At 41.5% G+C, this 26,353-nt stretch carries 24 protein-coding genes; 10 read left to right on the top strand and 14 right to left on the bottom strand.

All coding sequences use genetic code 11. The features are described 5' to 3' along the window. Positions 1-40 precede the first annotated feature (40 nt). The 4 genes from hppD (at position 41) to FUA25_RS06595 (ending at position 3,823) form a co-directional block, all read left to right on the top strand. Positions 41-1,171 (top strand): 4-hydroxyphenylpyruvate dioxygenase, encoded by a 1,131-nt coding sequence (gene hppD / locus FUA25_RS06610; protein WP_147756112.1) that lies wholly within the window; start codon positions 41-43, stop codon positions 1,169-1,171. Between the two features lie 37 nt (positions 1,172-1,208). After that, a complete protein-coding gene (locus FUA25_RS06605; protein ID WP_147756111.1) occupies positions 1,209-1,670 on the top strand; it encodes a hypothetical protein in 462 nt (153 codons plus the stop codon). 78 nt (positions 1,671-1,748) lie between these two features. Further along, positions 1,749-2,996, top strand: a complete 1,248-nt coding sequence (fahA, locus tag FUA25_RS06600) for a fumarylacetoacetase (protein ID WP_147756110.1) — start codon at positions 1,749-1,751, stop codon at positions 2,994-2,996. Positions 2,997-3,001: 5 nt separating this feature from the next. Further along, positions 3,002-3,823, top strand: a complete 822-nt coding sequence (locus tag FUA25_RS06595) for a flavin reductase family protein (protein WP_147756109.1) — start codon at positions 3,002-3,004, stop codon at positions 3,821-3,823. A 40-nt stretch (positions 3,824-3,863) separates the two neighbouring features. Here FUA25_RS06595 and FUA25_RS06590 read toward each other — a convergent pair whose 3' ends face one another. The 7 genes from FUA25_RS06590 to FUA25_RS06560 all read right to left on the bottom strand — a co-directional run bounded on the left by FUA25_RS06590 (position 3,864) and on the right by FUA25_RS06560 (position 12,409). Further along, complete coding sequence (locus FUA25_RS06590; protein ID WP_147756108.1) at positions 3,864-4,685, bottom strand: TerC family protein; 822 nt, start codon at positions 4,683-4,685, stop codon at positions 3,864-3,866. Positions 4,686-4,709: 24 nt separating this feature from the next. Then, entirely contained in the window at positions 4,710-5,573 is an 864-nt protein-coding gene (locus tag FUA25_RS06585) for an alpha/beta hydrolase family protein (protein ID WP_147756107.1), read from the bottom strand. Next, positions 5,570-5,854 (bottom strand): helix-hairpin-helix domain-containing protein, encoded by a 285-nt coding sequence (locus tag FUA25_RS06580; RefSeq protein WP_147756106.1) that lies wholly within the window; start codon positions 5,852-5,854, stop codon positions 5,570-5,572. Before FUA25_RS06580 ends, FUA25_RS06585 begins: the two co-directional genes overlap by 4 nt. A gap of 148 nt (positions 5,855-6,002) precedes the next feature. Continuing rightward, positions 6,003-8,090 (bottom strand): M13 family metallopeptidase, encoded by a 2,088-nt coding sequence (locus FUA25_RS06575; RefSeq protein ID WP_147756105.1) that lies wholly within the window; start codon positions 8,088-8,090, stop codon positions 6,003-6,005. A 184-nt stretch (positions 8,091-8,274) separates the two neighbouring features. Beyond that, positions 8,275-10,365, bottom strand: a complete 2,091-nt coding sequence (locus tag FUA25_RS06570) for a M13 family metallopeptidase (RefSeq protein ID WP_147756104.1) — start codon at positions 10,363-10,365, stop codon at positions 8,275-8,277. A 101-nt stretch (positions 10,366-10,466) separates the two neighbouring features. Further along, entirely contained in the window at positions 10,467-11,717 is a 1,251-nt protein-coding gene (locus FUA25_RS06565) for a CinA family nicotinamide mononucleotide deamidase-related protein (protein ID WP_147756103.1), read from the bottom strand. Between the two features lie 29 nt (positions 11,718-11,746). Further along, complete coding sequence (locus FUA25_RS06560; RefSeq protein ID WP_147756102.1) at positions 11,747-12,409, bottom strand: HAD family hydrolase; 663 nt, start codon at positions 12,407-12,409, stop codon at positions 11,747-11,749. A 131-nt stretch (positions 12,410-12,540) separates the two neighbouring features. Between FUA25_RS06560 and speB the strand changes: the two genes are divergently transcribed. The 4 genes from speB (at position 12,541) to FUA25_RS06540 (ending at position 16,391) form a co-directional block, all read left to right on the top strand. After that, the gene (gene speB, locus FUA25_RS06555; protein ID WP_147756101.1) at positions 12,541-13,395 is read left to right on the top strand and encodes an agmatinase; all 855 of its coding nucleotides are present in this window, start codon (positions 12,541-12,543) and stop codon (positions 13,393-13,395) included. A gap of 78 nt (positions 13,396-13,473) precedes the next feature. Next, a complete protein-coding gene (locus tag FUA25_RS06550) occupies positions 13,474-14,085 on the top strand; it encodes an alpha-ketoglutarate-dependent dioxygenase AlkB family protein (RefSeq protein WP_147756100.1) in 612 nt (203 codons plus the stop codon). Between the two features lie 70 nt (positions 14,086-14,155). Continuing rightward, complete coding sequence (locus FUA25_RS06545; protein ID WP_147756099.1) at positions 14,156-15,067, top strand: ABC transporter ATP-binding protein; 912 nt, start codon at positions 14,156-14,158, stop codon at positions 15,065-15,067. Positions 15,068-15,074: 7 nt separating this feature from the next. Continuing rightward, positions 15,075-16,391 (top strand): ABC transporter permease, encoded by a 1,317-nt coding sequence (locus FUA25_RS06540; RefSeq protein ID WP_147756098.1) that lies wholly within the window; start codon positions 15,075-15,077, stop codon positions 16,389-16,391. 77 nt (positions 16,392-16,468) lie between these two features. On the opposite strand, the gene sucD is transcribed toward FUA25_RS06540, so the two are convergent. The 7 genes from sucD to FUA25_RS06505 all read right to left on the bottom strand — a co-directional run bounded on the left by sucD (position 16,469) and on the right by FUA25_RS06505 (position 23,503). After that, positions 16,469-17,341, bottom strand: coding sequence for a succinate--CoA ligase subunit alpha (sucD, locus tag FUA25_RS06535; protein WP_147756097.1), 873 nt, complete (start codon positions 17,339-17,341; stop codon positions 16,469-16,471). 80 nt (positions 17,342-17,421) lie between these two features. After that, positions 17,422-18,324: an LpxD N-terminal domain-containing protein gene (locus FUA25_RS06530; RefSeq protein ID WP_147756096.1), complete on the bottom strand. Its 903-nt coding sequence runs from the start codon at positions 18,322-18,324 to the stop codon at positions 17,422-17,424. Positions 18,325-18,391: 67 nt separating this feature from the next. Continuing rightward, positions 18,392-18,955 carry an elongation factor P gene (gene efp / locus FUA25_RS06525; RefSeq protein ID WP_147756095.1) on the bottom strand — a complete coding sequence of 188 codons (564 nt, stop codon included), beginning with the start codon at positions 18,953-18,955 and terminating at the stop codon, positions 18,392-18,394. A 65-nt stretch (positions 18,956-19,020) separates the two neighbouring features. After that, positions 19,021-19,809 (bottom strand): acyl-ACP--UDP-N-acetylglucosamine O-acyltransferase, encoded by a 789-nt coding sequence (gene lpxA, locus FUA25_RS06520; protein ID WP_147756094.1) that lies wholly within the window; start codon positions 19,807-19,809, stop codon positions 19,021-19,023. After that, complete coding sequence (locus FUA25_RS06515) at positions 19,810-21,207, bottom strand: bifunctional UDP-3-O-[3-hydroxymyristoyl] N-acetylglucosamine deacetylase/3-hydroxyacyl-ACP dehydratase (protein ID WP_147756093.1); 1,398 nt, start codon at positions 21,205-21,207, stop codon at positions 19,810-19,812. Further along, positions 21,200-22,234 (bottom strand): UDP-3-O-(3-hydroxymyristoyl)glucosamine N-acyltransferase, encoded by a 1,035-nt coding sequence (gene lpxD, locus FUA25_RS06510; protein WP_147756092.1) that lies wholly within the window; start codon positions 22,232-22,234, stop codon positions 21,200-21,202. The genes FUA25_RS06515 and lpxD overlap by 8 nt, the downstream gene beginning before the upstream one ends. A 57-nt stretch (positions 22,235-22,291) precedes the next feature. Further along, positions 22,292-23,503: an HD domain-containing protein gene (locus FUA25_RS06505; protein WP_147756091.1), complete on the bottom strand. Its 1,212-nt coding sequence runs from the start codon at positions 23,501-23,503 to the stop codon at positions 22,292-22,294. Positions 23,504-23,707: 204 nt separating this feature from the next. On the opposite strand from FUA25_RS06505, the gene FUA25_RS06500 reads away from it, so the two are divergent. Both FUA25_RS06500 and FUA25_RS06495 read left to right on the top strand, forming a co-directional pair. Next, positions 23,708-25,252, top strand: coding sequence for a bifunctional response regulator/alkaline phosphatase family protein (locus tag FUA25_RS06500; RefSeq protein ID WP_147756090.1), 1,545 nt, complete (start codon positions 23,708-23,710; stop codon positions 25,250-25,252). Positions 25,253-25,391: 139 nt separating this feature from the next. After that, a complete protein-coding gene (locus FUA25_RS06495; protein ID WP_147756089.1) occupies positions 25,392-26,153 on the top strand; it encodes an exodeoxyribonuclease III in 762 nt (253 codons plus the stop codon). The last annotated feature ends 200 nt before the right edge of the window (positions 26,154-26,353 follow it).

The raw sequence follows: 26,353 nt of genomic DNA, 5'->3' as shown, positions 1-26,353 counted from the left end.
TTTTGTAAATTAGCGGGATCAATCTAATAAAAACAAACAGATGTCTACACTTACATTCGCCGAAAAAATAGCACAGGCAGAGAACTTCTTACCGATTAACGGAACAGATTATATTGAATTTTACGTAGGAAATGCCAAACAGGCTGCTCACTTTTATAAAACTGCTTTTGGCTTCCAATCAGTTGCTTATGCAGGTCCGGAAACGGGACTTCGCGATAGGGCTTCCTATGTCGTTCAGCAGGGAAAAATCCGGATTGTTTTAACTTCAGGTTTAAATTCAGACTCCCCGATCTGTGAACATCAGAAAAAACACGGTGACGGCGTAAAAGTTCTGGCTCTTTGGGTAGATGATGCTTATTCAGCATTTGAAGAAACCACGAAACGTGGCGCAAAACCATATCTGGAGCCCCAAACGATGACCGACCAGCACGGAGAAGTTCGCATGTCGGGAATATATACCTACGGCGAAACGGTTCACATGTTTGTGGAACGTAAAAATTATTCAGGCGAGTTCATGCCCGGTTTTCAGAAGTGGGAAAGCAACTATAATCCATCAGATGTCGGACTTTTATACGTGGATCACTGCGTTGGAAATGTAGACTGGAACCGTATGATTCCGACCGTTGAATGGTACGAAAAAGTAATGGGATTCGTGAATATCCTGAGTTTTGATGACAAGCAGATCAACACCGAATATTCTGCATTGATGTCGAAAGTAATGAGCAATGGCAACGGTTTCGCCAAATTCCCCATTAACGAACCGGCAGAAGGAAAGAGAAAATCGCAGGTGGAAGAATATCTGGATTTTTATGAAGGCGAAGGTGTGCAGCACATCGCCGTTGCGACCAAAGACATCATCAAAACCGTTACAGAACTGAAAGCGAGAGGAATTGAATTTCTTCCGGCGCCTCCAAATGCGTATTACGATATGGTTCCTGAACGTGTTGGAACGATTGATGAGGACATTAAAAAACTTTCAGATTTGGGAATCCTGATCGATTGCGATGAGGAAGGATATCTGCTGCAGATTTTCACCAAACCTGTTGAAGACCGGCCTACTCTTTTCTTTGAAATCATTGAAAGACACGGCGCGCAAAGTTTTGGTGCAGGAAATTTCAAAGCCCTTTTTGAAGCGCTCGAAAAAGAACAGGAAAAAAGAGGAAATCTTTAATGCCACCTAATCGGCGGTTCAAAATATTGGAAAAGCGATGAAAAAAATATTTCTGACCGCATTACTGTTGGGATCTGCAGTAGGTCTTAAAGCACAGTACGGAACGATGAATGCTATTCTCGACCGTTTGGAAGAGCGAAGAGGCGTTAATCAAAATCTGAAAGACGTGAATATCGATGATACCAAATTCGTCATGATCAAAGATTTTAAGGATCATACGGAGAGAAATTTTATCATCATCAAAGGAAATCAGGCAACGTATGTGGAAATGTTCGATGATAAAGCTACCGGCAAAAGCACTTCCAATATTTTTACGGGAGACATCATGAGGCCACAGCATAACATCATTTCGCTGAGAGCCGACAAACTCGAAGGTAAAAAAATTCCGCTGCCGTTAACCAAAAACCTGCTGATGACCAAACAGAAAAAAATCCTTTATCTCGTTGATCTCAACACAAAGGAAAGATGGATCGAGGAATCCGCAGTCAATAAAAAATAAAATTATAACATAAAAAGGTTCAGAGATTAAAGATAAAAAGCTTTAGACTCTGGACCTTCACTTTAAAATAAAAATTCTATGAAATCATTTGTAAACTATCCCGAAAATTCAGATTTTTCTATTCATAACATCCCGTTTGGCGTAGCCGTTTTTAACCAGGAATACATTGCGTGCTGTACAAGAATAGGTGATCTTGTCCTGGATCTGGCAACACTGTACGATTACGGATTTTTTGACGAAACAGAAGGGATTAACGAAAATGTTTTTGAAGCATATACTTTGAATGAGTTCATTGAACTCGGGAAACCGGTTACAAATGCAGTACGGCTGAAAATTCAGGAACTTTTGCTTGAGGATTCAAAGCTTGCAAATGACGAAAAGACCATTACCGAGTGTTTTTTCGATCTGGATCTAGTAAAAATGATGATGCCGGTTCACATCCCGAATTACACCGATTTCTACAGCAGTATTGAACATGCAACCAACGTGGGAAAAATGTTCCGCGATCCTGCAAATGCACTATTGCCGAACTGGAAACATCTTCCGGTAGGCTATCACGGACGCGCTTCCTCCATTGTTGTTTCGGGCACCGATATCATCCGTCCGAAAGGCCAGACCAAACCTGCAGATGCAGACTCACCGATTTTCGGACCTTCAAAACAGCTTGATTTTGAACTGGAAATGGCATTTATCGTGAATAAAAACACCGAAATGGGCGACAGTATTTCCACCGCAGAAGCAGAGGATGCAATCTTCGGAATGGTAATTTTCAACGACTGGTCGGCAAGAGATATCCAGAGCTGGGAATATGTTCCGCTCGGGCCATTTTTAGGGAAAAATTTTGGAAGTTCCGTTTCACCATGGGTCGTAACACTTGAGGCTTTGGAACCATTCCGCACTCCTTCTCCTAAACAGGAACCCGAAGTTTTGGATTATCTGAAATTTACCGGTGATAAGAACTATGACATTCAACTTGAAGTGTATCTGAAGCCGGAAAACGGTGACGAGACGTTGATTTCTGAAAGCAATTATAAATTCATGTACTGGAATATGGCCCAGCAGCTTGCACACCACACCGTAAACGGGTGTAATGTGGAAGTTGGGGATCTGTATGCATCCGGAACCATTTCCGGCGAAAATCCACACTCTTTCGGCTCCATGCTGGAACTGACATGGCGCGGCCAGAATCCTTTAAAACTGAGCAACGGCGAGGAACGTAAATTTATTGATGACAACGATACCGTTATCATGCGCGGATTTGCGGAAAAAGACGGACTCAGAGTTGGATTTGGAGAAGTTTCAGGAAAAATTCTGCCGGCAAACTAGATTTAATGAAAGCAATTTCTCCAAAAGATTTAAATAATCTTCAGTTGCAGACACTTCTGCAGACTGCTATCGCGCCGCGGCCGATTGCTCTGGCTTCGACGGTTGACAAGAATGGGATGGTTAATTTAAGCCCTTTCAGTTTTTTTAATCTATTCAGTTCAAATCCTCCTATTGTGATTTTTTCGCCCGCAAGAAGGGTTCGCGACAATACCACGAAACATACGCTCCAGAATGTTCTAGAAGTTCCTGAAGTCGTGATTGGTATTGTAAATTATAAGATCGTTCAGCAGATTTCCCTCGCATCTACGGAATATGAGAAAGGAGTGAATGAATTTGTAAAATCTGGTTTAACGATGAAGGATGCGGATCTCATACAGCCGAAACTTATCGAAGAATGCCCGGTCAACCTGGAATGCAGGGTTATGGAAGTCAAACATCTGGGTACAGAAGGCGGCGCCGGAAATCTGGTCATCTGCGAAATCATTAAAATCCACGTTAGAGAAGAATATCTGAATACTGAAGGAAATCTGGATCAAAAAAAACTGGATCTGGTTGCAAGACTCGGTGGAAACTGGTACTCCCGGAACAATGAAGACAATCTCTTTGAAGTTCCGAAACCTTTGGTAACAAAAGGAATCGGTTTCGATCTGCTGCCAGATAAAATTAAGTACAGCAAAGTTTTTACGGGCAACGATCTGGGGATGCTCGCCAATACAGAAGAATTACCAGTGGGTATTTTTTCAAGTGACGAAAAAATCCATTCTGAAGCGCAGAAATTTCTTCTGCAAAACAAAATTGAAGAGGCCTGGAAAATATTAGCCTCATAAAAGAACAAAAAAGGAGTGAAAATTTTTCACTCCTTTTTGTTTAGTTCTTATCCTCAATATCCAGATTGTTTTTTAAATCCGGATTTATTTTAAACGCTTTTTTCTGCTTATTCCTTAAACTGATGTTGAGCATCTCAACCGCCAAGCTGAAAGCCAGACATGAGTAAATGATATTTTTACTGATATGCTGATGGATTCCTTCGGCAACCAGCATTACTCCAATCACCACCAGGAAAGATAAAGCCAGCATCTGGAGACTCGGATGTTTGTTGATGATTCTGGAAATAGGTCCTGCAAATGCAAGCATCGTTCCGATGGAGATGACTACTGCAATAATCATAAGAACCACATTATCAACCAATCCAACTGCGGTTAAAATGGAATCGAGCGAAAAAACCATGTCTACCAGAATAATCTGAATGATAACAGTGGTTATCAAGCCCGATGTAACCGCTTTTGGCGTGTGGATTTCCTCATCGATCTGCATTTTTGAATGAATTTCAAAAGTGCTTTTCAGGATCAGGAATATCCCTCCCGCCAGAAGAATAATATCCTTCCAGCTTAATGCTAAAGGAATTTCGGAACCCGGCTCCGTAATAAACCCAAGAGTCAGTACTGCTTCCTTTAAACCGATAATCCAGTTGATCATGAGCAAAAGCATCACCCTGAATAACATGGCTAAAACCAATCCTAAATTGCGCGCAAATTTCTGCTGTTTTTCGGGAAGTTTGTTGGATATAATGGAAATGAAGATAATATTGTCCACCCCAAGGACAATTTCAAGGAAGGTAAGCGTCAGAAGACTGATCCAGATTTGATAATCTGCAAAATTCGGCCACTCCAGTGCTGAAAATAAATCCATTGTACTTTTTTATTTCATGCAAAATTAATCATTGGATTGAATTTCCTGCCATTTTTCCCGGATAAAATGAATAATTTTCTGCACCGCGGTTTCCAGATCCGGAGGAAGATGGTCTTCAGCCCAGGGTTCTTTTGCACCGAAGGTATGATTGGCATCATTCATCATGAAAAGTTCAGTGTTTTTGCACCAGTTCTGAAGGAGCAAGGCTTCTTTTTCCTTTACCGCATCATCATCAGTCCCGTGAATAATAAGCACCGGTTTTTCCAGATGCTGTGCACAGTACTGAATGTTAAAACGGTCTTCATTTTCTTTAAAATCCTCATAAAACTGATAAAAATGCGGCATCTGCTGTTTGGTCCTGCCGTTTTCAGAAAACATGACACCCGAATCTTTCCATTTTTCCAGTCTTTCATCCCTGGGAAATCTGCTTTTGAAGTTGCTGACGCTTGCTAAAGTGACTAGAAGTTTTACCCGCTCATCCTCAAAAGCCTTGATAATGGAAATTCCACCGCCGCGGCTGTGCCCGATGAGTGCAATCTTATCTACATCAATTCGTGGATGGGTATAAAAATGGTTCAGCACTGCATCGTAATCCAACATTTCTTTCGAATAATTATTGTTCCCGAAAGCATCCAAGTCATCAAAATCAGAAGGGTTTTCGAAAGTTGTTCCGTTGTGTGAAAAGTTGAATTTCACAAAGAAAAATCCGGCTTCCGCAAATTTTTCGGCCATTAAATTCCAGGCGCCCCAGTCCTTGTACCCTTTGTATCCGTGGGCAAAAATCACGAGCGGCAGTTTTACGGAATTTTCAGGATAAAAAGCATCGGCAAGGAAACTACGCGCTCCCACTGGTTGGATTTTAAGGTTTTTATCAATGTTGATTTTCATTTTTTAAGGTTTTTATCAGACCAATTCCACCACTTCAGTTTTTCGGCTTCCTGATTTTTTTTCGGAGTTTCCGCATAATACACAGCACCACGGAAAACATACAGCAGACAGCGGTCCTGCACCACCCCAACTTTTGCGTTTGAAACAGCAAAAAGTTCTTCCGGATCTCTTCCTTTAAGGTCATCGGTCCTCAAAATCCCGATTTGGTATAAATCGTTCGCAATGGATTTTCCGACACCGGGAATCTGCATGAGGTTTTTGATGGATTCTTCTCTGGTCATTCCCAAATATAAGCATTTCGTAAAAAGGAAAACTTTCGATGACCACAAATTATTTAATGCATTCCCACGTTTTGGGATTCAGTGGGCAAAGCTAAAAAAGAGATACACAAAAAAAATCACCCAAATAATTTTGAGTGATTTTAAAAATTTACCAGATCTTAATTCTGTCTTCCGGCGCTTTATAAAGCTTGTCACCTGGCTTGATTTCAAACGCGTCCTGGAAAGAATCCTGATTGATGAGCGGTCCGAAAGCCCGGAAATAGCCCGGAGAGTGCGAATCGGTTTTTACCTGATTAACCATATACTGATCGGTGGATTTCGTTCTCCAGACTGTCGCCCAACTCATGAAAAACCGCTGGTCCTGTGTAAAGCCGCTGATCAGACCTGGATTTCCTTTGTCTTTCAGGTACTTCTGCAATGCAGAATATGCCACGGCAACACCACCAAGATCTCCGATATTTTCTCCGCTTGTGAATTTTCCGTTAACAAAACTTCCTTTTACCGGTTCATACTTGCTGTACTGATCGGCCAATTGTCCAACTTTCTCGTCAAAATTCTTACGGTCGGCATCAGTCCACCAGTTATTGAGGTTACCATCACCGTCGAAACGAGAGCCGGAATCATCGAATCCGTGGGAAATTTCATGACCGATTACGGCACCGATTCCGCCAAAATTTACCGCCGGATCTGCTTTGAAATTGAAAAAAGGCGGCTGTAAAATCGCAGCCGGAAATACGATTTCGTTGTTAGATCCATTATAATAAGCATTAACGGTTTGTGGAGACATTCCCCACTCGGTTTTATCTACCGGTTTTCCGATTTTTTCGAGGCTTTTCTGGTACTGCCATTCTGAAACTTTCTGAAGATTCGAATATAAGCTGGCTCCCTCTGCTGGTGAAGATAAATTCAGTTTTGAATAATCTTTCCAGGTATCCGGATATGCCACTTTTACCGAAAATTTTGCGAGTTTTTCCTGTGCTTTTTGTTTGGTTGCAGGCGACATCCACTCCAGATCATTGATATGGTCTTTAAAGGCCATTTTTAGATAATCGATAAGCACCACCATTTCCTTTTTGGCTTCTGCCGGGAAATATTTTTCCACATACAGTTTTCCAAAGGCTTCTCCCAAAACACCGTTCACCATTGAAAGTCCGCGTTTGTCCATTGACCGCTGCTCCTTCTGTCCCTGAAGGTATTTGGAATAAAAGTTAAAGTTGATGTCATCCAGTTTCTGGTCCAAACTGCCTGCGTTACCCGACAGCAGTCTCGCTTTCATATATTCTTTGATGAGCGGAAGCGTTCTTTCGTTCATCCAGGAATCCATATTCTGATAGTATTTCAGTTCACCAATGATTACTTTATCGGTGTTGACTCCGGCTTTCTGGAGATAATCCGGAAGGTTAATATTTTTCACCAAAGAAGGAAGTTCGGCCATGGTTTTCGGATTGTACCGGAGATTGGCGTCGCGGTTCTCCTCATTGGTCAAAAGATAATTGGCCAGCTGTTTTTCAAAGGCCACCACTCTTTGGGCAGTTTGGTCAGCATTTTTGTCACCCAAAACGGTGAAAAGCTGCGCAACATAATTTTTATATTCTGTCAGCGTTTTGGTGTTGGCTTCGTTCTCCTTTTGGTAATAATCTCTTCCCAAACCTAGACTCGGGCCACCGAGATAAACCGCATTCATCACAGAATTCTTCATGTCGGCTCTTACCCCCCAACCGTAGAAAGGATTATCTCCGGTTTTGGTCGCTGTAACGAGATATTTCTGAAGATCAGAAATGGATTTCAGATTGTCGATTTTTGCCAGATCAGCTTTGATCGGGCTGATTCCGTCGGCATTTCTTTTGTTCCAATCCATAAATGTTCCGTATAGATCCTGAATTTTCTGACCTTCTGAACCCGCAGGAAACTTATCGGTAAGAATTTTATTCAGTATGTCAAGAGAAGCTACATCCACATCTTCGCGAAGTGCATTAAAACTGCCCCAACTCGATTTATCGGAAGGGATTACCGCGGTTTTCATCCAGTTTCCATTTACATAACTGAAGAAATCTTCCTGCGGACGGACAGAAGTATCCATATAAGAAAGGTTAAGCCCTTCTTCTTTCACAGGAGCAGGTTTTACCTGCACCTGTTCTGTTTTTGTGTCTGCTGTTTGCGCATTTTGCGAGGTTCCGCACGAATTCAGGAAAACGGTTCCCGAGAATGCAAGCAGACCTATTGTTATTTTTTTCATAAGAGAAATTTGATATTTTGTTGAATAAACCAAAGATACCAAATATTTTCCGGAATTTTATCTTTATCAGAATGCACATATTACGGTTATTTTAATGCCGAAAACGACATCAATCGCAAACTTATACCATAAAAAAAATCACTCAGTCAAAGCTGAGTGATTTAATAAATATTGATTTCAGTTTTTACCAGATTTTTATTCTTTCTTCCGGTTTTTTATACAGTTTATCACCTTCTTTTACATCGAACGCTTTATAGAAAGCATCAGTATTTACAAGCGGTCCGAACGCCCTGTATAAGCCAGGAGAATGTTCGTCGGTTTTGATTTGGTTTACCAAAGCGGCTTCTTTCTGAAGTGTTCTCCAAACCGTCGCCCAACTCAGGAAAAACCGCTGATCCTGCGTGTAACCGCTGATCGTTCCAGGATTTCCTTTGTCTTTCAGATACATCTGCAACGCATCATAAGCGATATTCACGCCGCCAAGATCGGCAATATTTTCACCGTTAGTAAAGGTACCGTTTACAAAAGTTCCTTTCACCGGTTCGTATTTGTCATACTGTGAAGCAAGTGCTTTCGTCGCTTTCTGAAAATTGGCTTTGTCTTCTGCGGTCCACCAGTCCACCAGATTCCCGTCTGCGTCAAACTGTGCACCTGAATCATCGAAACCATGAGTCATTTCGTGACCGATTACCGCTCCGATTCCGCCAAAATTTACAGCTGCATCAGCATTCGGATTGAAGAAAGGCGGCTGCAGGATCGCTGCCGGGAAAACGATTTCGTTGTTCAGCGGATTGTAATAGGCATTTACCGTCTGTGGCGACATTCCCCATTCGGTTCTGTCGACCGGTTTTCCTATTTTGTCAAGATCCTTCTGGTACTGCCACGCCGTTACATTCTGCAGATTTTTGTATAAAGTTCCACCCTCTTCCTCTGAATTAATGGTGAGTTTTGAATAGTCTTTCCATTTGTCCGGATACGCAACCTTTACCGTGAATTTATTGAGTTTGTTCAGCGCTTTTTCCTTCGTCACCGGAGACATCCATGCTAGATTACTGATGTGGGAGTTGAAACTTTTCTTCAGATAATCAATAAGCTCCACCATCTGGGCCTTGGCTTCTGCAGGGAAATACTTCTCCACATAGAGTTTACCGAAAGCTTCGCCCAAAACCCCGTTGATGAGTTCAAAACCTCTTTTGTTCTGCGCACGCTGCACATCCTGTCCTCTTAAATATTTGCCATAAAAAGCGAATTTGGTATCATCCAGATTTTTAGACAGATAACCCGCGCTGCCGGAAATCAGGTGAAACTTCATATAATCCTTGATCAACGGAAGATTTTTCGCATTGATGAACTTATCCAGATTTTTGTAGTAATTCAGTTCACCAACAATCACTTTGTCGGTATTTACGCCGACTGCAGTTAAATATTTGGGGAGATTTACATTCTTAACCAAGCCCGAAAGTTCGCCCATGGTTTTTGGATTGTACTGAAGCGTTGCATCGCGAATCTGCTCATTGGTCAGGTAAGTATTGGCAATACTTTTTTCAAAATTCACAATATTCTGAGCCGTAGCAGGGGCATTTTTATATCCCAAAACATCCAGCATCGTCGCTACGTACTTCGTATATTCCGCTAAAGTTTCTGTGTTTTTCTGGTTTACCTTTTGGTAATAATCCCGTCCTAAACCCAGATTGGCGCTGCCGAGATAAACAGCATTCATTTTTGAGTCCTTGAGGTCGGCATCAATTCCCCATGAATAGAAAGGATTTTCTCCGTTTTTTGTAGCCTCCACCAGATAATTCTGAAGATCAGAAACCGATTTTATGGCATCAATTTTTGTTAGATCAGCCTGAATTGGTGCAATCCCGTCGGCATTTCTTTTATCCATGTCCATATACGTCGCATACAGATCCTGTATTTTTTTGCCCTCACTTCCGGTGGCATACTGATCATTCAGGAGCGAATTCAAAATAGTCATCGAATTATTGTCGGTATCTTCCGCTAATTTGTTGAATGATCCCCATGTAGATTTATCGGCAGGAATTTTGGCTGTCTTCATCCAGCTCCCGCTTACAAAACTGTAAAAATCATCCTGTGGACGAACCGTTTGGTCCATTGCAGTAAGATCAAGCCCGTTTTCCGGGACAACTTTGGGAGTTTCCACCGGCTGAACCGCGGTTTCTGCATTTGCAGTAGCCGTAGAAACTTTCGAAACACAAGAGTTTAAGGCAACAACTCCTGCAAATGCAAGAATGCTGATGTTGATTTTTTTCATTGAAAAATAATTTTTAATATCTGTTTAGTCGAAACCTTCAGGCATTTTGTTACGTTTTATGAATATTAGATCAAAAAAAGACGAATGACAAAGTCTAAAAGTTAAAAATCATTCACTAAAATCTGTACGAGATCCTGCAAGACTCGCTGTGAAACGAAGTTTACAAAATCGTTTCTTTCCAGATGCGGAAGAAAAAGACGGACCGTTTTCTCGGCATCTTTCACCCTGACTGAATAAAAAACCACCCCAACTTCAGTGTTGAATTCATCCGAATTTGGCCCTGCAACACCGGTCGTGGAAAGCGAAATGTCGCTTCCAAAAAGTTTCTGACAACCCAAACTCATTTCCTGAGCTACTTCTTCAGAAACCACCGTTTTTTCACGGACTGTTTTTTCTGAAACGCCCAGAATTTCAATTTTTTTGTGATAGTCATATGGAATAACTCCGCCGAGAAAATAAGCGGAACTCCCCGAAACCGAAGTGATGAGCCTTGAAAGCTCGCCGCCAGTACAACTCTCAGCAACAGAAAGGGTCATTTTTTTATCCTTCAGAATTTCTTTCATAATTTCCTGAATGTCGCTGCCGTCCCAGGAAATCACTTTTTCCCCGATCAAAGGTCTGAGCTTTTCGGATTCAACGTTTAAAAGATTTTCAATTTCTTCCGGATCATTTCCGGATGCAGTCAGGCGAAGTTTTACCCGGTTTCCGACGGGCAGATACGAAAGGGAAACTGTTTCCGGCAAACCGAGTTCCCAGTTTTCAATGGTTTTTGCCAAAAGACTTTCCGGAAAATCAACCACCGAAATAAATCTCGAAACAATATAATTGCTGTTCAGTTTTTCTTTAAGATGCGGAATGATTTTATCTTTAATCAGTGGTTTCACTTCATACGGAACACCGGGAAGACAAATGGCTGTCTTTCCTTCTTTCTCAATCATCTGACAAGGCGCGGTACCGTTTTCGTTCTGGAAAACCGTTGCTGAGAAAAGCGTAACGGCCTGATTTTTATTGATTTCAAGCAAATGTTCCCGCTTTCTTTTGATCATCAGTTTTTTTAGATGTTCAAAAGTTTCATCATCCAGCGTCAGTTTATCATCAAAAAATTCCGCGAATGCGGTTTTGGTTCTGTCGTCTCTTGTCGGTCCCAAACCGCCGGTTGTGATGACCAGATCTGCAAGTTCAAATGCACTTGCCAAAGTTTTTTTAATGATCTCTACCTCATCCGAAATGGTAAAAATCTGAACGACCGGAATCCCGATACTTTTGAGTTGGGCTGCAATGAAATTTGAATTGGTATCTACCGTGTTGCCGGAGAGGATTTCGTCGCCTATCGTAATAAGAACACTTTTCATTTTAATTTTTTTGGAATTGCAGATAAAACTCAATTAAAAAATTCCTTCATTTTCTGAAAATAAATCTCTGAAAAATCTGAAATTTTCAGGTTGGCTTTTTCATATTGCTGCTTCTCGGAATTGCTGCTCTGATAGGCAACACAGAAAATCTCAGCAGAGACGGAGGCTTCGATTCCGTTTGTGGAATCTTCAATGACCATACAGTTTTCCTTCGGTTCGCTGGCCATTTCTGCCGCGCGGATAAAGATTTCAGGATGCGGTTTCGATTCCTGCAGGTCTGCACCGCTGATTTTTGCGGTAAAATATTTTTCAAGATCAAATTTTTCAAAAACCCAGTTGATCGTATTCATATGGGCTGATGAAGCCAACACGAGTTTAACACCGTTTTCAAAGTAGTTTTCGATGAGATCTTTCACACCGGGAAGCAGATCAAAATCGATATCATGGTCAAAATAATGTTTGAAATACCGCCGTTTGTGTTCAGAAATTTCTTCTACCGAGTGACTCATTCCGAAATGACCGATGAGCCTTTCTGCCACCTTTTTTGTTGATGAACCGGTGAACGAGGCGTAGAAGTCATCAGAAACCTCGATTCCAAAATCGGAGAACATCTGAAAATAGGCCTTCCGGTGAAGCGGTTCTGTATCCACAATTACTCCATCCATATCAAACAAAACGGCTTTTAAAGGCATTTCTTAAGTTTTTGCTAAATTAGGAAATGTTCCTGTAAAATATAGCAGATTTGGGTAAAACAAGTCCAACAAATAGCGGCATTTTATTATCTTTGAAGCTCCAATTTTCAATAAAAATCATGAATACAGAAATGAAAACATACGCAGGAATTCCGGAAGAAAACGCCACACTCGAAAATTCAAAAGTCATGCTGGTGACTGTACCTTACGACGGAACGTCAACATGGGGAAAAGGGGCGGACAAAGGCCCTGAACTTTTTCTGGACGCTTCCGAAAACATGGAACTTTACGATATCGAAACCGGAACAGAACCTTATCTTGAAGGTGTTTATCGTGCCGGAGAAATTACTGAAAAATCCTCCCCAGAAGCGATGACGGCGGCGGTATATGAGAAAACAAAGGAACTTTTGGCCAATGACGGTAAACTCTTCACGCTTTTTGGCGGCGAACATTCTGTTTCCATCGGTTCGATCCGCGCTGCGGGAGAAAAATTTGAAAACCTGACTGTTTTACAGCTGGATGCGCATACCGATTTACGTCCGGATTTCCATGGCTCCACTTCCAATCATGCGTGTGCTGTTTTTGAGGCCTCACAGAAACTGAATCTAGTTCAGGTAGGAATCCGGTCATGTGACATGGAAGAGATGCAGTATGTTCCGGAAGGACAGTGTTTCTGGGCACATGAAATCGCGAAAAACCCCGACTGGATTGATGATGTGCTGGAAAAAGTTTCAGGAAATGTCTATATCACAATTGATCTGGATGCTTTTGATCCTTCAATCGCGCCGTCGACAGGAACTCCGGAACCGGGCGGTTTGCAGTGGTACCCGACATTAGAACTCCTGAAAAAAGTTTTTGAAAAATGCAATGTCGTTGCTTTTGATATTGTGGAACTCATGGATTCGCCCATGCCGAAACCAACCGCTTTTCTGGCGGCGAAACTTTATTATAAAATGCTGGCGTACTATCATTTAAGTAAAAATTAATCCTTATACAATAAAATTCATCACCAAAACTTTCTGAAATACCGGAAAGTTTTGATGTTTAAAGTTAAAATCTGAACGATGCAAAGTCTGTTTGATCTCGAATTCGATGCTTCAAGAAATCTCCTTCCAAAAGACGGGACCGTTATTTATTACGGAAAGATTTTAGATCGTGATAAATCTGATTTCTACTATCAAATACTTCTGAAAAATATTAAATGGAAAAATGACGAAGCGACGATTTTCGGCAAAAAAATCATCACCAAAAGAAAAGTGGCGTGGTACGGCCGCGAAAAATTCAAATACACCTACTCCAATTCCACAAAAGAGGCCTTGCCCTGGACTGATGAATTGCTGGAACTGAAGAAGCTCGTGGAAGAAAAAACGGGAGAAATATTCAATTCATGCCTGCTGAACCTTTACCACAGCGGCGACGAACGCATGGCTTACCACAGCGACGGCGAAAAAGATCTGACAAAAAACGGCGCAATTGCTTCCCTGAGTTTTGGGGCAGAAAGAAAATTCAGTTTTAAGCACAAAGAAACCAAAGAAAAAGTGGAACTCATCCTCGAGCACGGCAGCCTTCTTGTGATGAAGGATGAAACTCAGTCGTTCTGGCTGCACCGTCTTCCGCCGACGAAAAAAATCTTCACCCCGCGCATCAATCTGACCTTCCGTACCATTGAGGAATAAGCGATATTAAATCGTTTAAAATGCGTAACTTTAGACAACTAATCACTACTAATCCCACTAAAATAAGCTGATGCTAAGGGCAGAACACATTACCAAAACCTACAATGCCGGAAAAAAAACGGCTCTCGAAGATTTCAGTATCGACGTACCCACCGGAAGTATTTATGGGCTTTTAGGTCCAAACGGAGCCGGAAAAACCTCATTTATCCGGATCATCAACCAGATTACGCAGCCCGATTCCGGAGAAATTTTCATCAACGGCGAAAAACTCAACCCAAACCACATCAAAGACATCGGTTATATGCCTGAAGAACGCGGACTCTACAAAAACATGACCGTTGGAGATCAGCTTCTGTATTTTGGCGAACTAAAAGGCATGACGAGGAATGAAGCACTGCAGCAGGCAAAATACTGGTTTGAACAGCTGGAAATTGACCAATGGTGGAAGAAAAAACTGTCGGAACTTTCAAAAGGAATGGCACAGAAAATTCAGTTTGTGGTAACGGTCCTTCACCGTCCGAAACTTTTGATTCTGGATGAACCTTTTTCCGGCTTTGATCCGGTAAATGCCAATTTAATCAAAGACCAGATCATCAATTTAAAGAAACAGGGAACTACGATCATTCTTTCCACCCACCGGATGGAAAGTGTGGAAGAAATGTGCGATTACGTAGCGCTCATCAACAATGCGAAAAAAATTCTGGACGGGAAAATATTCGAGGTGCGGGAAAAATTCAAAAAAAACATCTTCGGCGTGACGCTTTCTGAAGTGAATGCCGAACATTTCGAGACGTTTAAGAATCACTTTCCGGTGAACAATTATGTTACCGAAAACAATCTGGTTTCTTTCGATCTGAAAAACGACAGCGATCAGAACATGCTGCTGAATGAGCTCATGAAAGTTGGGAAGATCCGTTCTTTCGACGAAAAAATCCCAAGCATGAACGAGGTCTTTATTAATGCCGTAAGCACCAAAAACTAAAACCAAAATGAAAAACATATTTTTAATCACCCGACGCGAGTACAGCACGCAGGTCAAGAAAAAATCCTTTGTTATTTTAACCCTTCTAGCGCCTTTGCTTATGATTGGTTTTGGGGCATTGATCGCGTTTATGTTCAAGGCCAATGAAAGTTCCAACACTTTCAACGTAGTGGACAAAAGCGGAATTTTCGCGAATCAGCTGAAAAGCGACGAAAGCGTCAAGTATATCTTTGTGAACCCGAACAGCGAAAAAGCCCTTACTTCAACACTGAAAGACATAGAAGGAACGCAGGGTCTGCTGATCCTTCCTGAACTTAAAAACAAGGATTATGACCAACTGGCGAAGGAGACCAGACTCCTCATCAATACCAAAATCGGGATGGATACGAAACACCGGATTATTTCGGATATTTCGGAGGTATTAAAGAAAGAAAAAATCAAGACTTTGGGAATTACCGAAGACCAGCTCGTCAATCTCGACAAAGATTTTGAACTTCAGACAAAAAATGTGGCCGAAAACGACAAGATGGAAAGCGATATGTCTTTCGGCGTGAAGTCGGGTCTGAGCATGGTTTTAATGTATGCCACATTCATGTTTATCATTATTTACGGCGTAAGAGTCATGCGAAGTGTGTTGGAAGAAAAAAACAACCGTGTGGTCGAAATCATTATTTCTTCAGTAAAACCGTTTGAACTCATGATGGGGAAAATCCTCGGCGTAACGCTTGTGGCACTCACCCAGTTCGGCGTTTGGATTTCCATGACGGTAATCGGGGCGCTGCTGCTGAACACCGGTTTCTCGACAATACAGAAAAAAATGCCGGGCGGAGAACAGTCGGCGGAAATGATGGACAAAATGGATTTCAAGGGAATTGCCGGTGAAGTTTCCCATACACTGCTGGACATGAATTTCCCATTGATCATCGCAGTTTTTATCGTATTCTTTCTGCTCGGATATATTTTTTACAGTTCAATGTACGCCGCAATCGGTTCTGCAGTGGACAATGAAACCGAAACGCAGCAGTTCACGCTTTTTGCAATGATTCCGCTCATGCTGGGAATGTACGGAAGTTTTACGATCATGAACAATCCTGAAGGACCGCTGGGTTTCTGGCTCTCGATCATTCCTTTTACATCGCCAATTGCCATGATCGCGCGGATTCCGTTTGGCGTACCGATATGGCAGATCCTGCTCTCGCTTTCGCTACTCATTCTTTCGACTTTAGCGATGATTTATGTCGCAGCCAAGGTTTACCGCGTCGGAATCCTGATGTACGGCAACAAAGCCACCATGAAGGAACTCTGGAAGTGGATCCGGAACTAAAAAACAAAAAAATACGGGAAAAATTTCCCGTATTTTTTTTTATGTCTTCACTGCAACAGTCTGCAGTTCAAATGAAATTATTTTAAAATCGACGCAACGGTAGAACCGATATCCGCTGGAGAATCTACCACAGTGATTCCGTTTTCGCGCATAATCGCCATTTTTGCCTGAGCTGTATCTTCGTCACCGCCAACAATTGCACCTGCGTGACCCATTGTTCTTCCTTTCGGTGCCGTTTGTCCTGCAATAAATCCGATAACCGGTTTTGTAGAACCGCTTTCCTTATACCATCTTGCTGCCTCAGCTTCCAGGTTTCCACCGATTTCGCCAATCATAACAACCGCCTCAGTTTCTGGGTCGTTGATGAAAAGTTCCAAAGCTTCTTTAGTCGTAGTTCCAATAATTGGGTCACCACCGATTCCGATAGCAGTAGAAACACCGTAACCGGCTTTCACTACCTGATCAGCAGCTTCATACGTTAAAGTTCCGGATTTTGAAACGATGCCTACTTTTCCTTTTTTGAAAACAAAACCGGGCATAATTCCGATTTTCGCTTCATCGGAAGTAATGATTCCCGGACAGTTTGGTCCGATCAAACGGCAGTCTCTGTCGGCAAGATAAGATTTTACTTTTACCATGTCAGCAACCGGAATTCCTTCGGTAATACAAACAATTACTTTGATTCCCGCTTCTGCAGCTTCCATAATAGCATCGGCAGCAAATGCAGGAGGTACGAAAATAATGGAAACATTTGCTCCCGCTTTTTCCACAGCATCTGCAACGGTATTGAAAACAGGCTTGCCCAAATGCTCAGAACCACCTTTTCCCGGAGTTACCCCACCTACAACGTTGGTTCCGTATTCAATCATCTGGCCTGCGTGGAAGGTTCCTTCGTTACCTGTAAATCCCTGTACAATTACTTTAGAATCTTTGTTTACTAATACTGACATCTTTTATTTTTTAAATTTATTTTAAATTGGAATGCTGCAAAAATACTCAATAATATTTGATTTTTTGCGGATCTGAACGTCTATTTCAGATTTTTGAGCTTCACTTCTTTCCTTAAATACTGTTTGAATTCTTCCGCCAACGGCCCGAAATAGGTTCCCTTTTGAAGATCTCTGTTGACACCGCTTTTTGCGAGAAGTACGGTTCCACTTGCAACACGCACTCCGGAAGCCATACCGACCTGTCCCCAAATCGTCACTTCATCTTCGATAATACAGCATCCTGCGATTCCGGTTTGGGACGCGATGAGCACTCTTTTTCCAATCACTGTGTCGTGGCCGATCTGGATCTGATTGTCCAAAACCGAACCTTCACCAATAATCGTGGAATCAGTTACACCTCGGTCGATGGTGCAGTTGTTTCCTATTTCCACATTGTTTTCAATAATGACATTTCCAACTGAAATCATGCGGTCAAAATTCCCGTTGAGTTTCCGATAATAAAAAGCGTCGCCTCCTAAGACCGTATTGGCTTGAATAATCACGTTATCACCGATTACGGTTCTGTCGCCAATCACCACGTTCGGAAAAATAAGGCAGTTGGTGCCGATTTTTACTTCATTGCCGATTACTGCAGAAGGATGAATTCTCGTGCCCTCCCCGACTTCGATATCATGAAGTTCTTCGGTGAAATTGTAAATTCTTGTGAAATGGGTGTTGACTTTATTGAAATCCCTGAAAGGATCATCTGAAACCAACAGTGCTTTTCCCGGAGGACAGTCCACTTCTTTATCAATAAGGATGACGGTTGCAGCCGAATTCAGCGCTTTATCATAATATTTGGGATGATTGACAAAAACAATTTCGCCATTTTTCACCCGGTGGATTTCATTGGTTCCGAAAACAGGAAAATTTTCGTCGCCAACCATTCTGGCTCCGATGATTTCTGCAATCGTTTTAAGGGTCTGCGGTTGGTTGAAAGTCATAATTTTGTAGATGCGGGATGCGGTTACTCGTTACAAGACCAGCTCGAAACCCGTAACAGCAACTCAATTATTTAACTCTTTCCAGATAGGATCCGTCTTCTGTATTGACTTTAATTTTATCTCCAGCTTCGATGAAAAGTGGCACCATAACTCTTGCTCCGGTTTCAACGATGGCATTTTTCAGGGCATTCGTAGCGGTATTTCCTTTTACACCCGGATCTGCTTCAATTACATCCAGATAAACCGTTGGCGGGATTTCGGCTGAAAGCGGCGTCTCATCAGATTCTTTGAGGATGATCGTCACTTCTTCACCTGCTTTCATAAACTGAGCGTTTTCAATCATATCTTTATCAAGATATAACTGAGAAAAATCGTCGTTATTCATGAAATGGAATCCGTTCTCGTCATCATAAAGGTACTGGAATTTACGGGTCATCACCTTTACTTCATCAATTTTGTGACCTGCCGAAAAAGTATTGTCGAGCACTTTGCCGTTCGTTACCGATTTCATTTTAGTTCTTACGAATGCTGGGCCCTTACCCGGTTTCACGTGCATAAATTCAATGACTTTGAATATATCATTGCTGAATTCAATGCACATTCCTTTTTTAATATCGTTGCTAGTTGCCATTTAAATGTGTTTAATTGCGTTCCAGAATGCTTTGGAACTCTATGTTGTAAATTATTTTTTAAAAATTATTCTTTTACTGTACCGTAACCTTTAACGATTCCGCGTGGCGAATTTTTAATGAATTCCAGGATTTCGTCCCTTTCTGCGGTGGGCAGCATTTCTTTTTCAATATACATTGATGCCTGCGAAACATTCATTTTCATCTGGAAAATGGCTCGGTAAATCTTTTGGATTTCAAAAATCTTTTCGTTGGTGAAGCCTCTTCTTCTTAAGCCTACAGAATTTATTCCTGCATAAGCCATTGGCTCACGAGCTACCTTAACATAAGGTGGAATATCTTTCCGGACCAAAGTTCCGCCGGAAATCATGACATGTTTTCCGACTTTTCCGAACTGATGGACGGCCGAAAGCCCTCCCATTATGGTAAAATCACCGATTTCAACATGTCCGGCAATGCCGCAGCCATTAACGATAATCACATTGTTGCCGATTACGCAGTCGTGTGCGATATGTGAAGTGGCCATAATCAGGCATTCTTTACCGATTTTGGTATATCCTAGCGCTTTTGTGCCGCGGTTAACAGTTACGGACTCTCTGATGGTTGTTCCGTCTCCTATAATGACCTGGGTATCTTCGCCGTCAAATTTCAGATCCTGAGGGATCGCAGAAATCACCGTTCCGGGAAATATTCTGCAGTTTTTACCGATTCTTGCACCATCCATGATCGTTACATTCGGGCCGATCCAGGTGCCTTCACCGATCTCCACATCGCCTGCAATTGTTGTAAAAGGTTCAACTATTACATTTTTTTTGATTTTTGCCCTTTTATCAACGGCTGCTAATTGATGGATCATTTAATCGGTTTTAATTTTTGCTACCTGAGCCATCAGTTCGGCTTCCACAACAATACTGTCGCCTACATAACCATACCCCTGCATGTGAACAATTCCGCGCCGGATTGGAGTGATGAGTTCAATTTTAAATACCATTGTATCTCCGGGAACCACCTTTTTCTTGAATTTTACCTTATCGATCTTGATAAAATAAGTGGAATAGTTTTCCGGATCCGGAACACTGGCCAATACCAGAATTCCGCCGGTCTGTGCCAAAGCTTCTACCTGAAGAACTCCCGGCATGACGGGCTCCTTCGGGAAATGACCAACGAAAAATGGCTCGTTAAAAGTGACATTTTTGAGACCTACAACGTGGGTATCCGAAAGTTCAAGAACTTTATCGATGAGTAAAAACGGATAACGGTGCGGCATTAGGCGCATAATTCCGTTGATGTCAAACACCGGTTCTTTATGGATATCGAAATCTGGAACGTTTTTCTTTTTCTGAAGTTTCCACTGGCGGTTCAGTTTTTTTGCAAACTGGGTATTCACAAAATGTCCGGGTTTAGTCGCGATGACTTTTCCTTTAATTTTAACACCGGTCAACGCCAAATCTCCGATTACATCGAGCAGTTTATGACGTGCCGCTTCGTTGGGATAATTTAGGGTAAGGTTATCTAAAATTCCATTCGGCTGAATAGAAAGATGATCTTTTCCGAATGCTTTTTTAAGTTTTTCTGAAGTTTCTTGGGTCAATTCTTTGTCCACATAAACAATCGCATTGGAAATATCACCACCTTTGATCAGTCCTGCATCCAGCAACATTTCGAGCTCGTGAAGGAAACTGAAAGTCCGCGCAGTGGAAATTTCTTCTTTAAATTCCGAAATATCCTTCAAAGTCGCGTTCTGGGTTCCCAACACTTTGGTTCCGAAATCCACCATCGTGGTGATTTCGTAGTTTTCTGAAGGAATAATGGTGATTTCTGAACCGGTTGCAGGATCAGAATAGCTGAAAACTTCTTTAATGACGAGATATTCCCGCGCCACGTTCTGTTCAACGATTCCAGCTTTTTCGATAGCCTCTACAAAAAACTTTGAAGAACCGTCCATAATAGGAGGTTCTGCACTGTTCATTTCCAGAAAGACATTGTCTATATCACAACCGACCAAAGCCGCCAAAATATGTTCACAGGTATGAATGCGCACCCCTAGTTTTTCCAGTGTCGTACCTCTTTCGGTTGTGGTGACGTAATTTACGTCGGCCTCAACCTGCGGGTGGCCTTCCAAATCGGTTCTCACAAATACAAATCCTGTATTTTCTTTTGCCGGTTTTAGAGTAAGAGTTACTTCCTTACCTGTATGAAGCCCGATTCCTGAAAGGGAAACTTCCTCTTTTAACGTTTTTTGTTTATCACTCATTATTGGGTTCTTGTGATTTTTTCTCAAGTTGATTAATTCGCTGTACGATATTGGTAAAGTTCCTGAAATGAACATAATTTCTGCGGTAGTCACCTGCCGGAATTGCCGGTGAGCCGTATAAAATCTCTCCGTCTTTGGTACTGGAATTCACGCCACTCTGAGCCTGAATTTTCACCTGATTTCCGATGGTGATGTGTCCTACAATTCCCACCTGGCCACCAATCTGATTCCAGTCCCCAATGGTCGTCGAACCTGCGATTCCTGCCTGTGCAGCGACTACATTGTTGCGGCCTATTTTCACATTGTGGGCGATCTGAATCAAATTGTCGATTTTCGTTCCTTTCCCAATCACGGTAGAGCCGATTGTGGCCCTGTCAATAGAACAGTTGGAACCGATTTCAACATCATCTTCAATAATCACGTTACCAAGTTGAGGAATTTTTTTGAAACCGTCAGCACTGGCCTGAAAACCGAAACCGTCGCCACCTATTACTGCATTCGAGTGAATGATGCAGTTATCGCCGATGATGCAGTAATCATAGATCCTTGCACCACTGTCGATTTTACAGTTTTTTCCTATTTTCACATTCTTTCCGATATACACCTGAGGAAATATTTTGGTGTTCGCACCCACTTTTGCATTTGCAGAAATGTATGTAAATGCTCCAATGAATACCTCTTCGCCGATTTCAGCAGTTTCGCTGATCATGGATGGCTGCTCAATTCCGGAAATATGAGGGGATCTCATTTCCTGGTAAAGATTCATGAGCACCTGAAAAGAAAGGTATGCATCTTCGACAGCAATTATGGTCTGTGGATAATTTTTATCGGTCAATAGTTTTTCAGAAACAATCAGAACTGAACATTCTGAAGAGTCAATATAATCTGCAAACCGCTCCTGCGCAACGAAAGAGAGATGACCTTTCTCCCCTTTCTCTATAGGGGAAACACCTGTAATCAAAGTATTTTCATCCCCTATAATTTTACCGTTGATAAAACTTGCCAGTTGCGATGCAGTAAATTCCATATGGGCAAAGATAAGAAATTCCCAAATACGTCAAATTTTTTAGCGGAAAAATATCATTTACACTTCCTTCGGGAAAGATAAGATGTATTTCGTGCTGGCCGTGCTGATGGCCGAAGAAAGAATTTGGTTCTCAGAGTTTTCAAGCGTAATGGTACTCCCGTTTTTCTGCAGTAAAAAAATGGGTTGTTGTTTACTGTTATAAGGCAGCAGGCTCATGGAAATTTCATCAACCAGATCTGCACCGTTCGTAATTCCGAAAACCACATTTGTTTTTTCGATTTTTTCACGTATAAATCCCTTTTCAAAAGGTTTTGATGAAATGATGGTTTTCGGGAAATCCCGCCGAATGACACATCTGCACAGATAGGAAAGCAGAAAATCATCGTTTTTGGTCCAGAATTTCATGGCCTGGATCACATCATTGTCATCAAGTTCCGTAAAACGTTGGATATCTTCTTCTGTGGCGCAAGTAAACTGGTTTTTATTGAGAAAATATTTCAAATTTTCGGATGCGGGAAGATCCTTGCCTTCTGCAGCAAGAGTTTTTGCACGGCTCAGGATTTTTACAAGTAAATGTTCGGCCAGCGCCGAGGTTTTATGGTAGTACACCTGCCAGTACATGAACATTCTGGCGGTGAGGAAATTCTCAACGGAATAAATTCCTTTTGCATCTATTACCAGCTCCTCATCGGCAACATTCATCATCGAAATAATTCGCTGCGTATTCACATTGCCTTCCGAAACGCCGGTGTAAAAACTGTCGCGCTTCAGATAATCAAGCCGGTCCACATCAAGCTGCGAAGAAATCAGCTGGTTGAAGAACTTGCGGTGGTATTTTCCCTGAAACATTTCCATAGCAACGGTTAACTCCCCGTTAAATTCTTCATTCATCTTCTGCATGAGCAAAAGCGACAGTTTTTCATGATGCCAGTCATCCATGAGCATGTTTTCCAATGCGTGAGAAAACGGCCCGTGACCGATATCGTGAAGCAGAATCGCCAGCATCGCCGATTTTTCTTCTTCTTTCGAAATTTCAGTTCCTTTCAGTTTCAGGTTTTCCAGAGCGGTAAACATCAGATGCATAGCGCCCAAAGCATGGTGAAACCTCGTATGTGTGGCACCAGGAAAAATCAAGCTGAGAAGGCCGGTTTGTGAAATGCGCCGCAAACGCTGAAAATACGGATGCTCAATCACATCGAAAAGGATTTCGTAAGGGATTTTGATAAATCCGTGAACCGGATCATTAATGATTTTGAATTTATTGGTCATATTTTTCTGAATACAAATAATGTGAAACCTTCTGCAAATTTAAGTTTTATCAATTAACTAATATTTAACTTTATACAGGAATTTTTGGGCAAATTTTAAGAGCTTTTGGCCGTATTTTTGGAACCTCTAAGCGGGCTTACACAAACGCAATCTATGAAGCCCTTTTCACATCATGTGGATAAATTAAATTTTTAAAAATTAAATATGTCAGGTAAAATTATATGGATTGACGATGAAGTGGAATTACTGAAACCTCATATCGTTTTTCTGGAAAATAAAGGATATCACGTAACGCCGATCAACAATGTTAATGAAGCGTTGGAAATGATTGAAAGCGAAAAGTTCCAGCTTGTTTTGCTGGATGAAAACATGCCCGGAATATCGGGTCTGGAAGCCATTCCGATGATCAAAAACAAAGACAGTGCGCTGAAAATTGTCATGGTAACCAAAAGTGAAGAGGAACACATCATGGAACAGGCCATCGGTTCGCAAATCGCCGATTACATCCTGAAACCGGTGAATCCCAATCAAGTATTGCTTTCTCTAAAGAAAAATCTTCAGGAAGAAGATCTTGTGGAGCAGAAAACGATTCTCGAATACCAGCAGGAATTCAGAAATCTTTCGATGGAACTCTCCTATCTGAAGACTTACGCCGAATGGGCGGAATATTACAAGAAAATCGTGAACTGGGAAATCAAGTTCGATAAAGTTTTCGACAACGAGTTTGCAGATCTGCTGCAGTCCCAGAAAGAGGAAGCCAATATTCAGTTTGCAAAATTCATTGAAAACAATTACGAAGACTGGCTTAATTCGAGCGAAAAGCCCATGATGAGCCACACTCTTTTCAAGGATAAGGTAAAACCGGAAGTCGAAAAAGACAAAGTGCTCTTGCTGATGATAGATAATCTTCGTTATGACCAATGGAAAGTGATTGAGCCGCTATTCACCAAATTTTACAACAAAACTTCAGAAGATTATTATTACAGCATTTTGCCAACGGCAACGCAGTATGCGAGAAATTCATTTTTCGCCGGTCTTATGCCGTCTGAAATTGAAAAAAGATTCCCTCAGAACTGGTTTAACGATAATGAGGATGGGAATAAAAACGAATTCGAGCGTGATTTCTTGGAAGACCAGATGAAACGCCTGGGATTATCTTCGAAATCAATGAAATATCTTAAAATTCTGAATTCGGACTTTGAGAAAAAAGTTCTGGAGGATTTCAACCAGCATAAAAACAATGATCTTCTGGTCATTGTCTACAATTTCATTGATATCCTGTCGCATGCAAAAACCGACAATGTCATCGTGAACCAGCTCATCCGCGACGATAAGACTTTCCGTTCGTTGACCTATAATTGGTTCGAAAATTCATCTTTACTGAAAATCGTGAAACAGGCAGCAGAAAACGGATTCAAACTCGTGATTACGACCGACCACGGAACGATTTATGTAAAAAAACCGAGCAAGGTGGTGGGTGACCGTGAAACGTCCACGAACATCCGTTATAAAACCGGACGGAGTCTTACCTACGAAAAGAATGATGTGTGGGCGATCAACAATCCTGAAAAACTTTTTTTACCAAAAGGAAATCTAAGTTCGAAATATATTTTCGCAAAAAACAATATTTTTCTGGCTTACCCGAAAAATTACAATCATTTTGTGAATTACTATAAAGAAACGTATCAGCACGGCGGAATTTCTCTGGAAGAGTGCATTATACCGATCAGTATTTTAGAACCCAAATAGTTTTTATAGTTTTACTCCTTTGGGTTTAATGGGGCGGAAAAAATCTTCGATTTTTTCCGCCTTTTTTATTTCTTTAACAAAAATTACACTGTCCTCCACAATTGGGATTGAATTTTGCTGCTCTGAAAAAAACTAAAAAATGAAAATCATTTCCTATAATGTTAACGGAATCCGTGCTGCTTTTACAAAAGATTTCCTGGGCTGGCTGAAAGTGGCCGATCCCGATATCATCTGCATTCAGGAAAGCAAAGCCGGAAATGATCAGATTGACATTGAAAGTCTTGAAAGAGCGGGCTATCATAGTTACTGGCATTCGGCACAGCGAAAAGGATATTCCGGCGTCGGAATCGCCTCCAAAATAAAACCCAATCATATTGAATACGGCTGCGGAATTGAACATTACGATTCTGAAGGCAGAATTATGCGAGCAGATTTCGATGGATTTTCAGTCATTTCGGTTTACGTACCGTCGGCATCAAACATTGAACGCCTTGACTATAAAATGCAGTTCTGTTATGATTTTCTCGAGTATATCAAAAATTTAAGAAAAACCATTCCCAATCTCGTTATTTCAGGAGATTTCAATATCTGCCACCAACCTATCGATATTCACAATCCAACTGGACTTAAAAATGTTTCGGGATTTCTGCCCATGGAAAGGGAATGGCTCTCCAAATTCATTGATGAGTGTGAACTTATCGACAGTTTCAGGTTTTTTAATGACCAGCCCGACAATTATTCGTGGTGGAGCTACCGCCAGAATTCCCGCGAAAGAAACAAAGGCTGGCGTCTGGACTACAATTTTGTTTCCTATACTATGAAAGACAAACTTACACGGGCGGTGATTCTGAAAGAAGTTTTTCATTCGGATCATTGTCCTGTTTTAGTAGAAATTTATTAGTACATCTAAAGGGTACCTTTCCCAAATAACGGAATAAATGCAATAATGGCTTGGTAGGATCCTTACTATTTAAGACTACATTTTAGCTATGACAGACTTATTTACATAATTCAAATATCTTTGCGAAATTGGCATTTAATTTGATTTCAAAAAAAATATCAATTCTGAGCATTTGAGGTATATTTTTAAAAATACTTCAA

It is taken from the genome of Chryseobacterium sp. (assembly GCF_008014695.1).
GTDB lineage: Bacteria > Bacteroidota > Bacteroidia > Flavobacteriales > Weeksellaceae > Kaistella.
This window is presented reverse-complemented; position numbering and strand designations above follow the sequence as displayed.

Excerpts from the sequence above, each read along its gene's own strand:
- speB (WP_147756101.1), top strand. The coding sequence starts at position 12,541 with ATGAAAACATACGCAGGAATTCCGGAAGAAAACGCCACACTCGAAAAT.
- FUA25_RS06590 (WP_147756108.1), bottom strand. The coding sequence starts at position 4,685 with ATGGATTTATTTTCAGCACTGGAGTGGCCGAATTTTGCAGATTATCAA.
- efp (WP_147756095.1), bottom strand. The coding sequence starts at position 18,955 with ATGGCAACTAGCAACGATATTAAAAAAGGAATGTGCATTGAATTCAGC.
- FUA25_RS06530 (WP_147756096.1), bottom strand. The coding sequence starts at position 18,324 with ATGACTTTCAACCAACCGCAGACCCTTAAAACGATTGCAGAAATCATC.
- lpxA (WP_147756094.1), bottom strand. The coding sequence starts at position 19,809 with ATGATCCATCAATTAGCAGCCGTTGATAAAAGGGCAAAAATCAAAAAA.
- hppD (WP_147756112.1), top strand. The coding sequence starts at position 41 with ATGTCTACACTTACATTCGCCGAAAAAATAGCACAGGCAGAGAACTTC.
- FUA25_RS06540 (WP_147756098.1), top strand. The coding sequence starts at position 15,075 with ATGAAAAACATATTTTTAATCACCCGACGCGAGTACAGCACGCAGGTC.
- FUA25_RS06565 (WP_147756103.1), bottom strand. The coding sequence starts at position 11,717 with ATGAAAAGTGTTCTTATTACGATAGGCGACGAAATCCTCTCCGGCAAC.
- sucD (WP_147756097.1), bottom strand. The coding sequence starts at position 17,341 with ATGTCAGTATTAGTAAACAAAGATTCTAAAGTAATTGTACAGGGATTT.
- FUA25_RS06505 (WP_147756091.1), bottom strand. The coding sequence starts at position 23,503 with ATGACCAATAAATTCAAAATCATTAATGATCCGGTTCACGGATTTATC.
- FUA25_RS06580 (WP_147756106.1), bottom strand. The coding sequence starts at position 5,854 with ATGACCAGAGAAGAATCCATCAAAAACCTCATGCAGATTCCCGGTGTC.
- FUA25_RS06585 (WP_147756107.1), bottom strand. The coding sequence starts at position 5,573 with ATGAAAATCAACATTGATAAAAACCTTAAAATCCAACCAGTGGGAGCG.
- lpxD (WP_147756092.1), bottom strand. The coding sequence starts at position 22,234 with ATGGAATTTACTGCATCGCAACTGGCAAGTTTTATCAACGGTAAAATT.
- FUA25_RS06595 (WP_147756109.1), top strand. The coding sequence starts at position 3,002 with ATGAAAGCAATTTCTCCAAAAGATTTAAATAATCTTCAGTTGCAGACA.
- FUA25_RS06560 (WP_147756102.1), bottom strand. The coding sequence starts at position 12,409 with ATGCCTTTAAAAGCCGTTTTGTTTGATATGGATGGAGTAATTGTGGAT.
- FUA25_RS06545 (WP_147756099.1), top strand. The coding sequence starts at position 14,156 with ATGCTAAGGGCAGAACACATTACCAAAACCTACAATGCCGGAAAAAAA.
- FUA25_RS06495 (WP_147756089.1), top strand. The coding sequence starts at position 25,392 with ATGAAAATCATTTCCTATAATGTTAACGGAATCCGTGCTGCTTTTACA.
- FUA25_RS06575 (WP_147756105.1), bottom strand. The coding sequence starts at position 8,090 with ATGAAAAAAATAACAATAGGTCTGCTTGCATTCTCGGGAACCGTTTTC.
- FUA25_RS06570 (WP_147756104.1), bottom strand. The coding sequence starts at position 10,365 with ATGAAAAAAATCAACATCAGCATTCTTGCATTTGCAGGAGTTGTTGCC.
- FUA25_RS06500 (WP_147756090.1), top strand. The coding sequence starts at position 23,708 with ATGTCAGGTAAAATTATATGGATTGACGATGAAGTGGAATTACTGAAA.
- FUA25_RS06550 (WP_147756100.1), top strand. The coding sequence starts at position 13,474 with ATGCAAAGTCTGTTTGATCTCGAATTCGATGCTTCAAGAAATCTCCTT.
- fahA (WP_147756110.1), top strand. The coding sequence starts at position 1,749 with ATGAAATCATTTGTAAACTATCCCGAAAATTCAGATTTTTCTATTCAT.
- FUA25_RS06605 (WP_147756111.1), top strand. The coding sequence starts at position 1,209 with ATGAAAAAAATATTTCTGACCGCATTACTGTTGGGATCTGCAGTAGGT.
- FUA25_RS06515 (WP_147756093.1), bottom strand. The coding sequence starts at position 21,207 with ATGAGTGATAAACAAAAAACGTTAAAAGAGGAAGTTTCCCTTTCAGGA.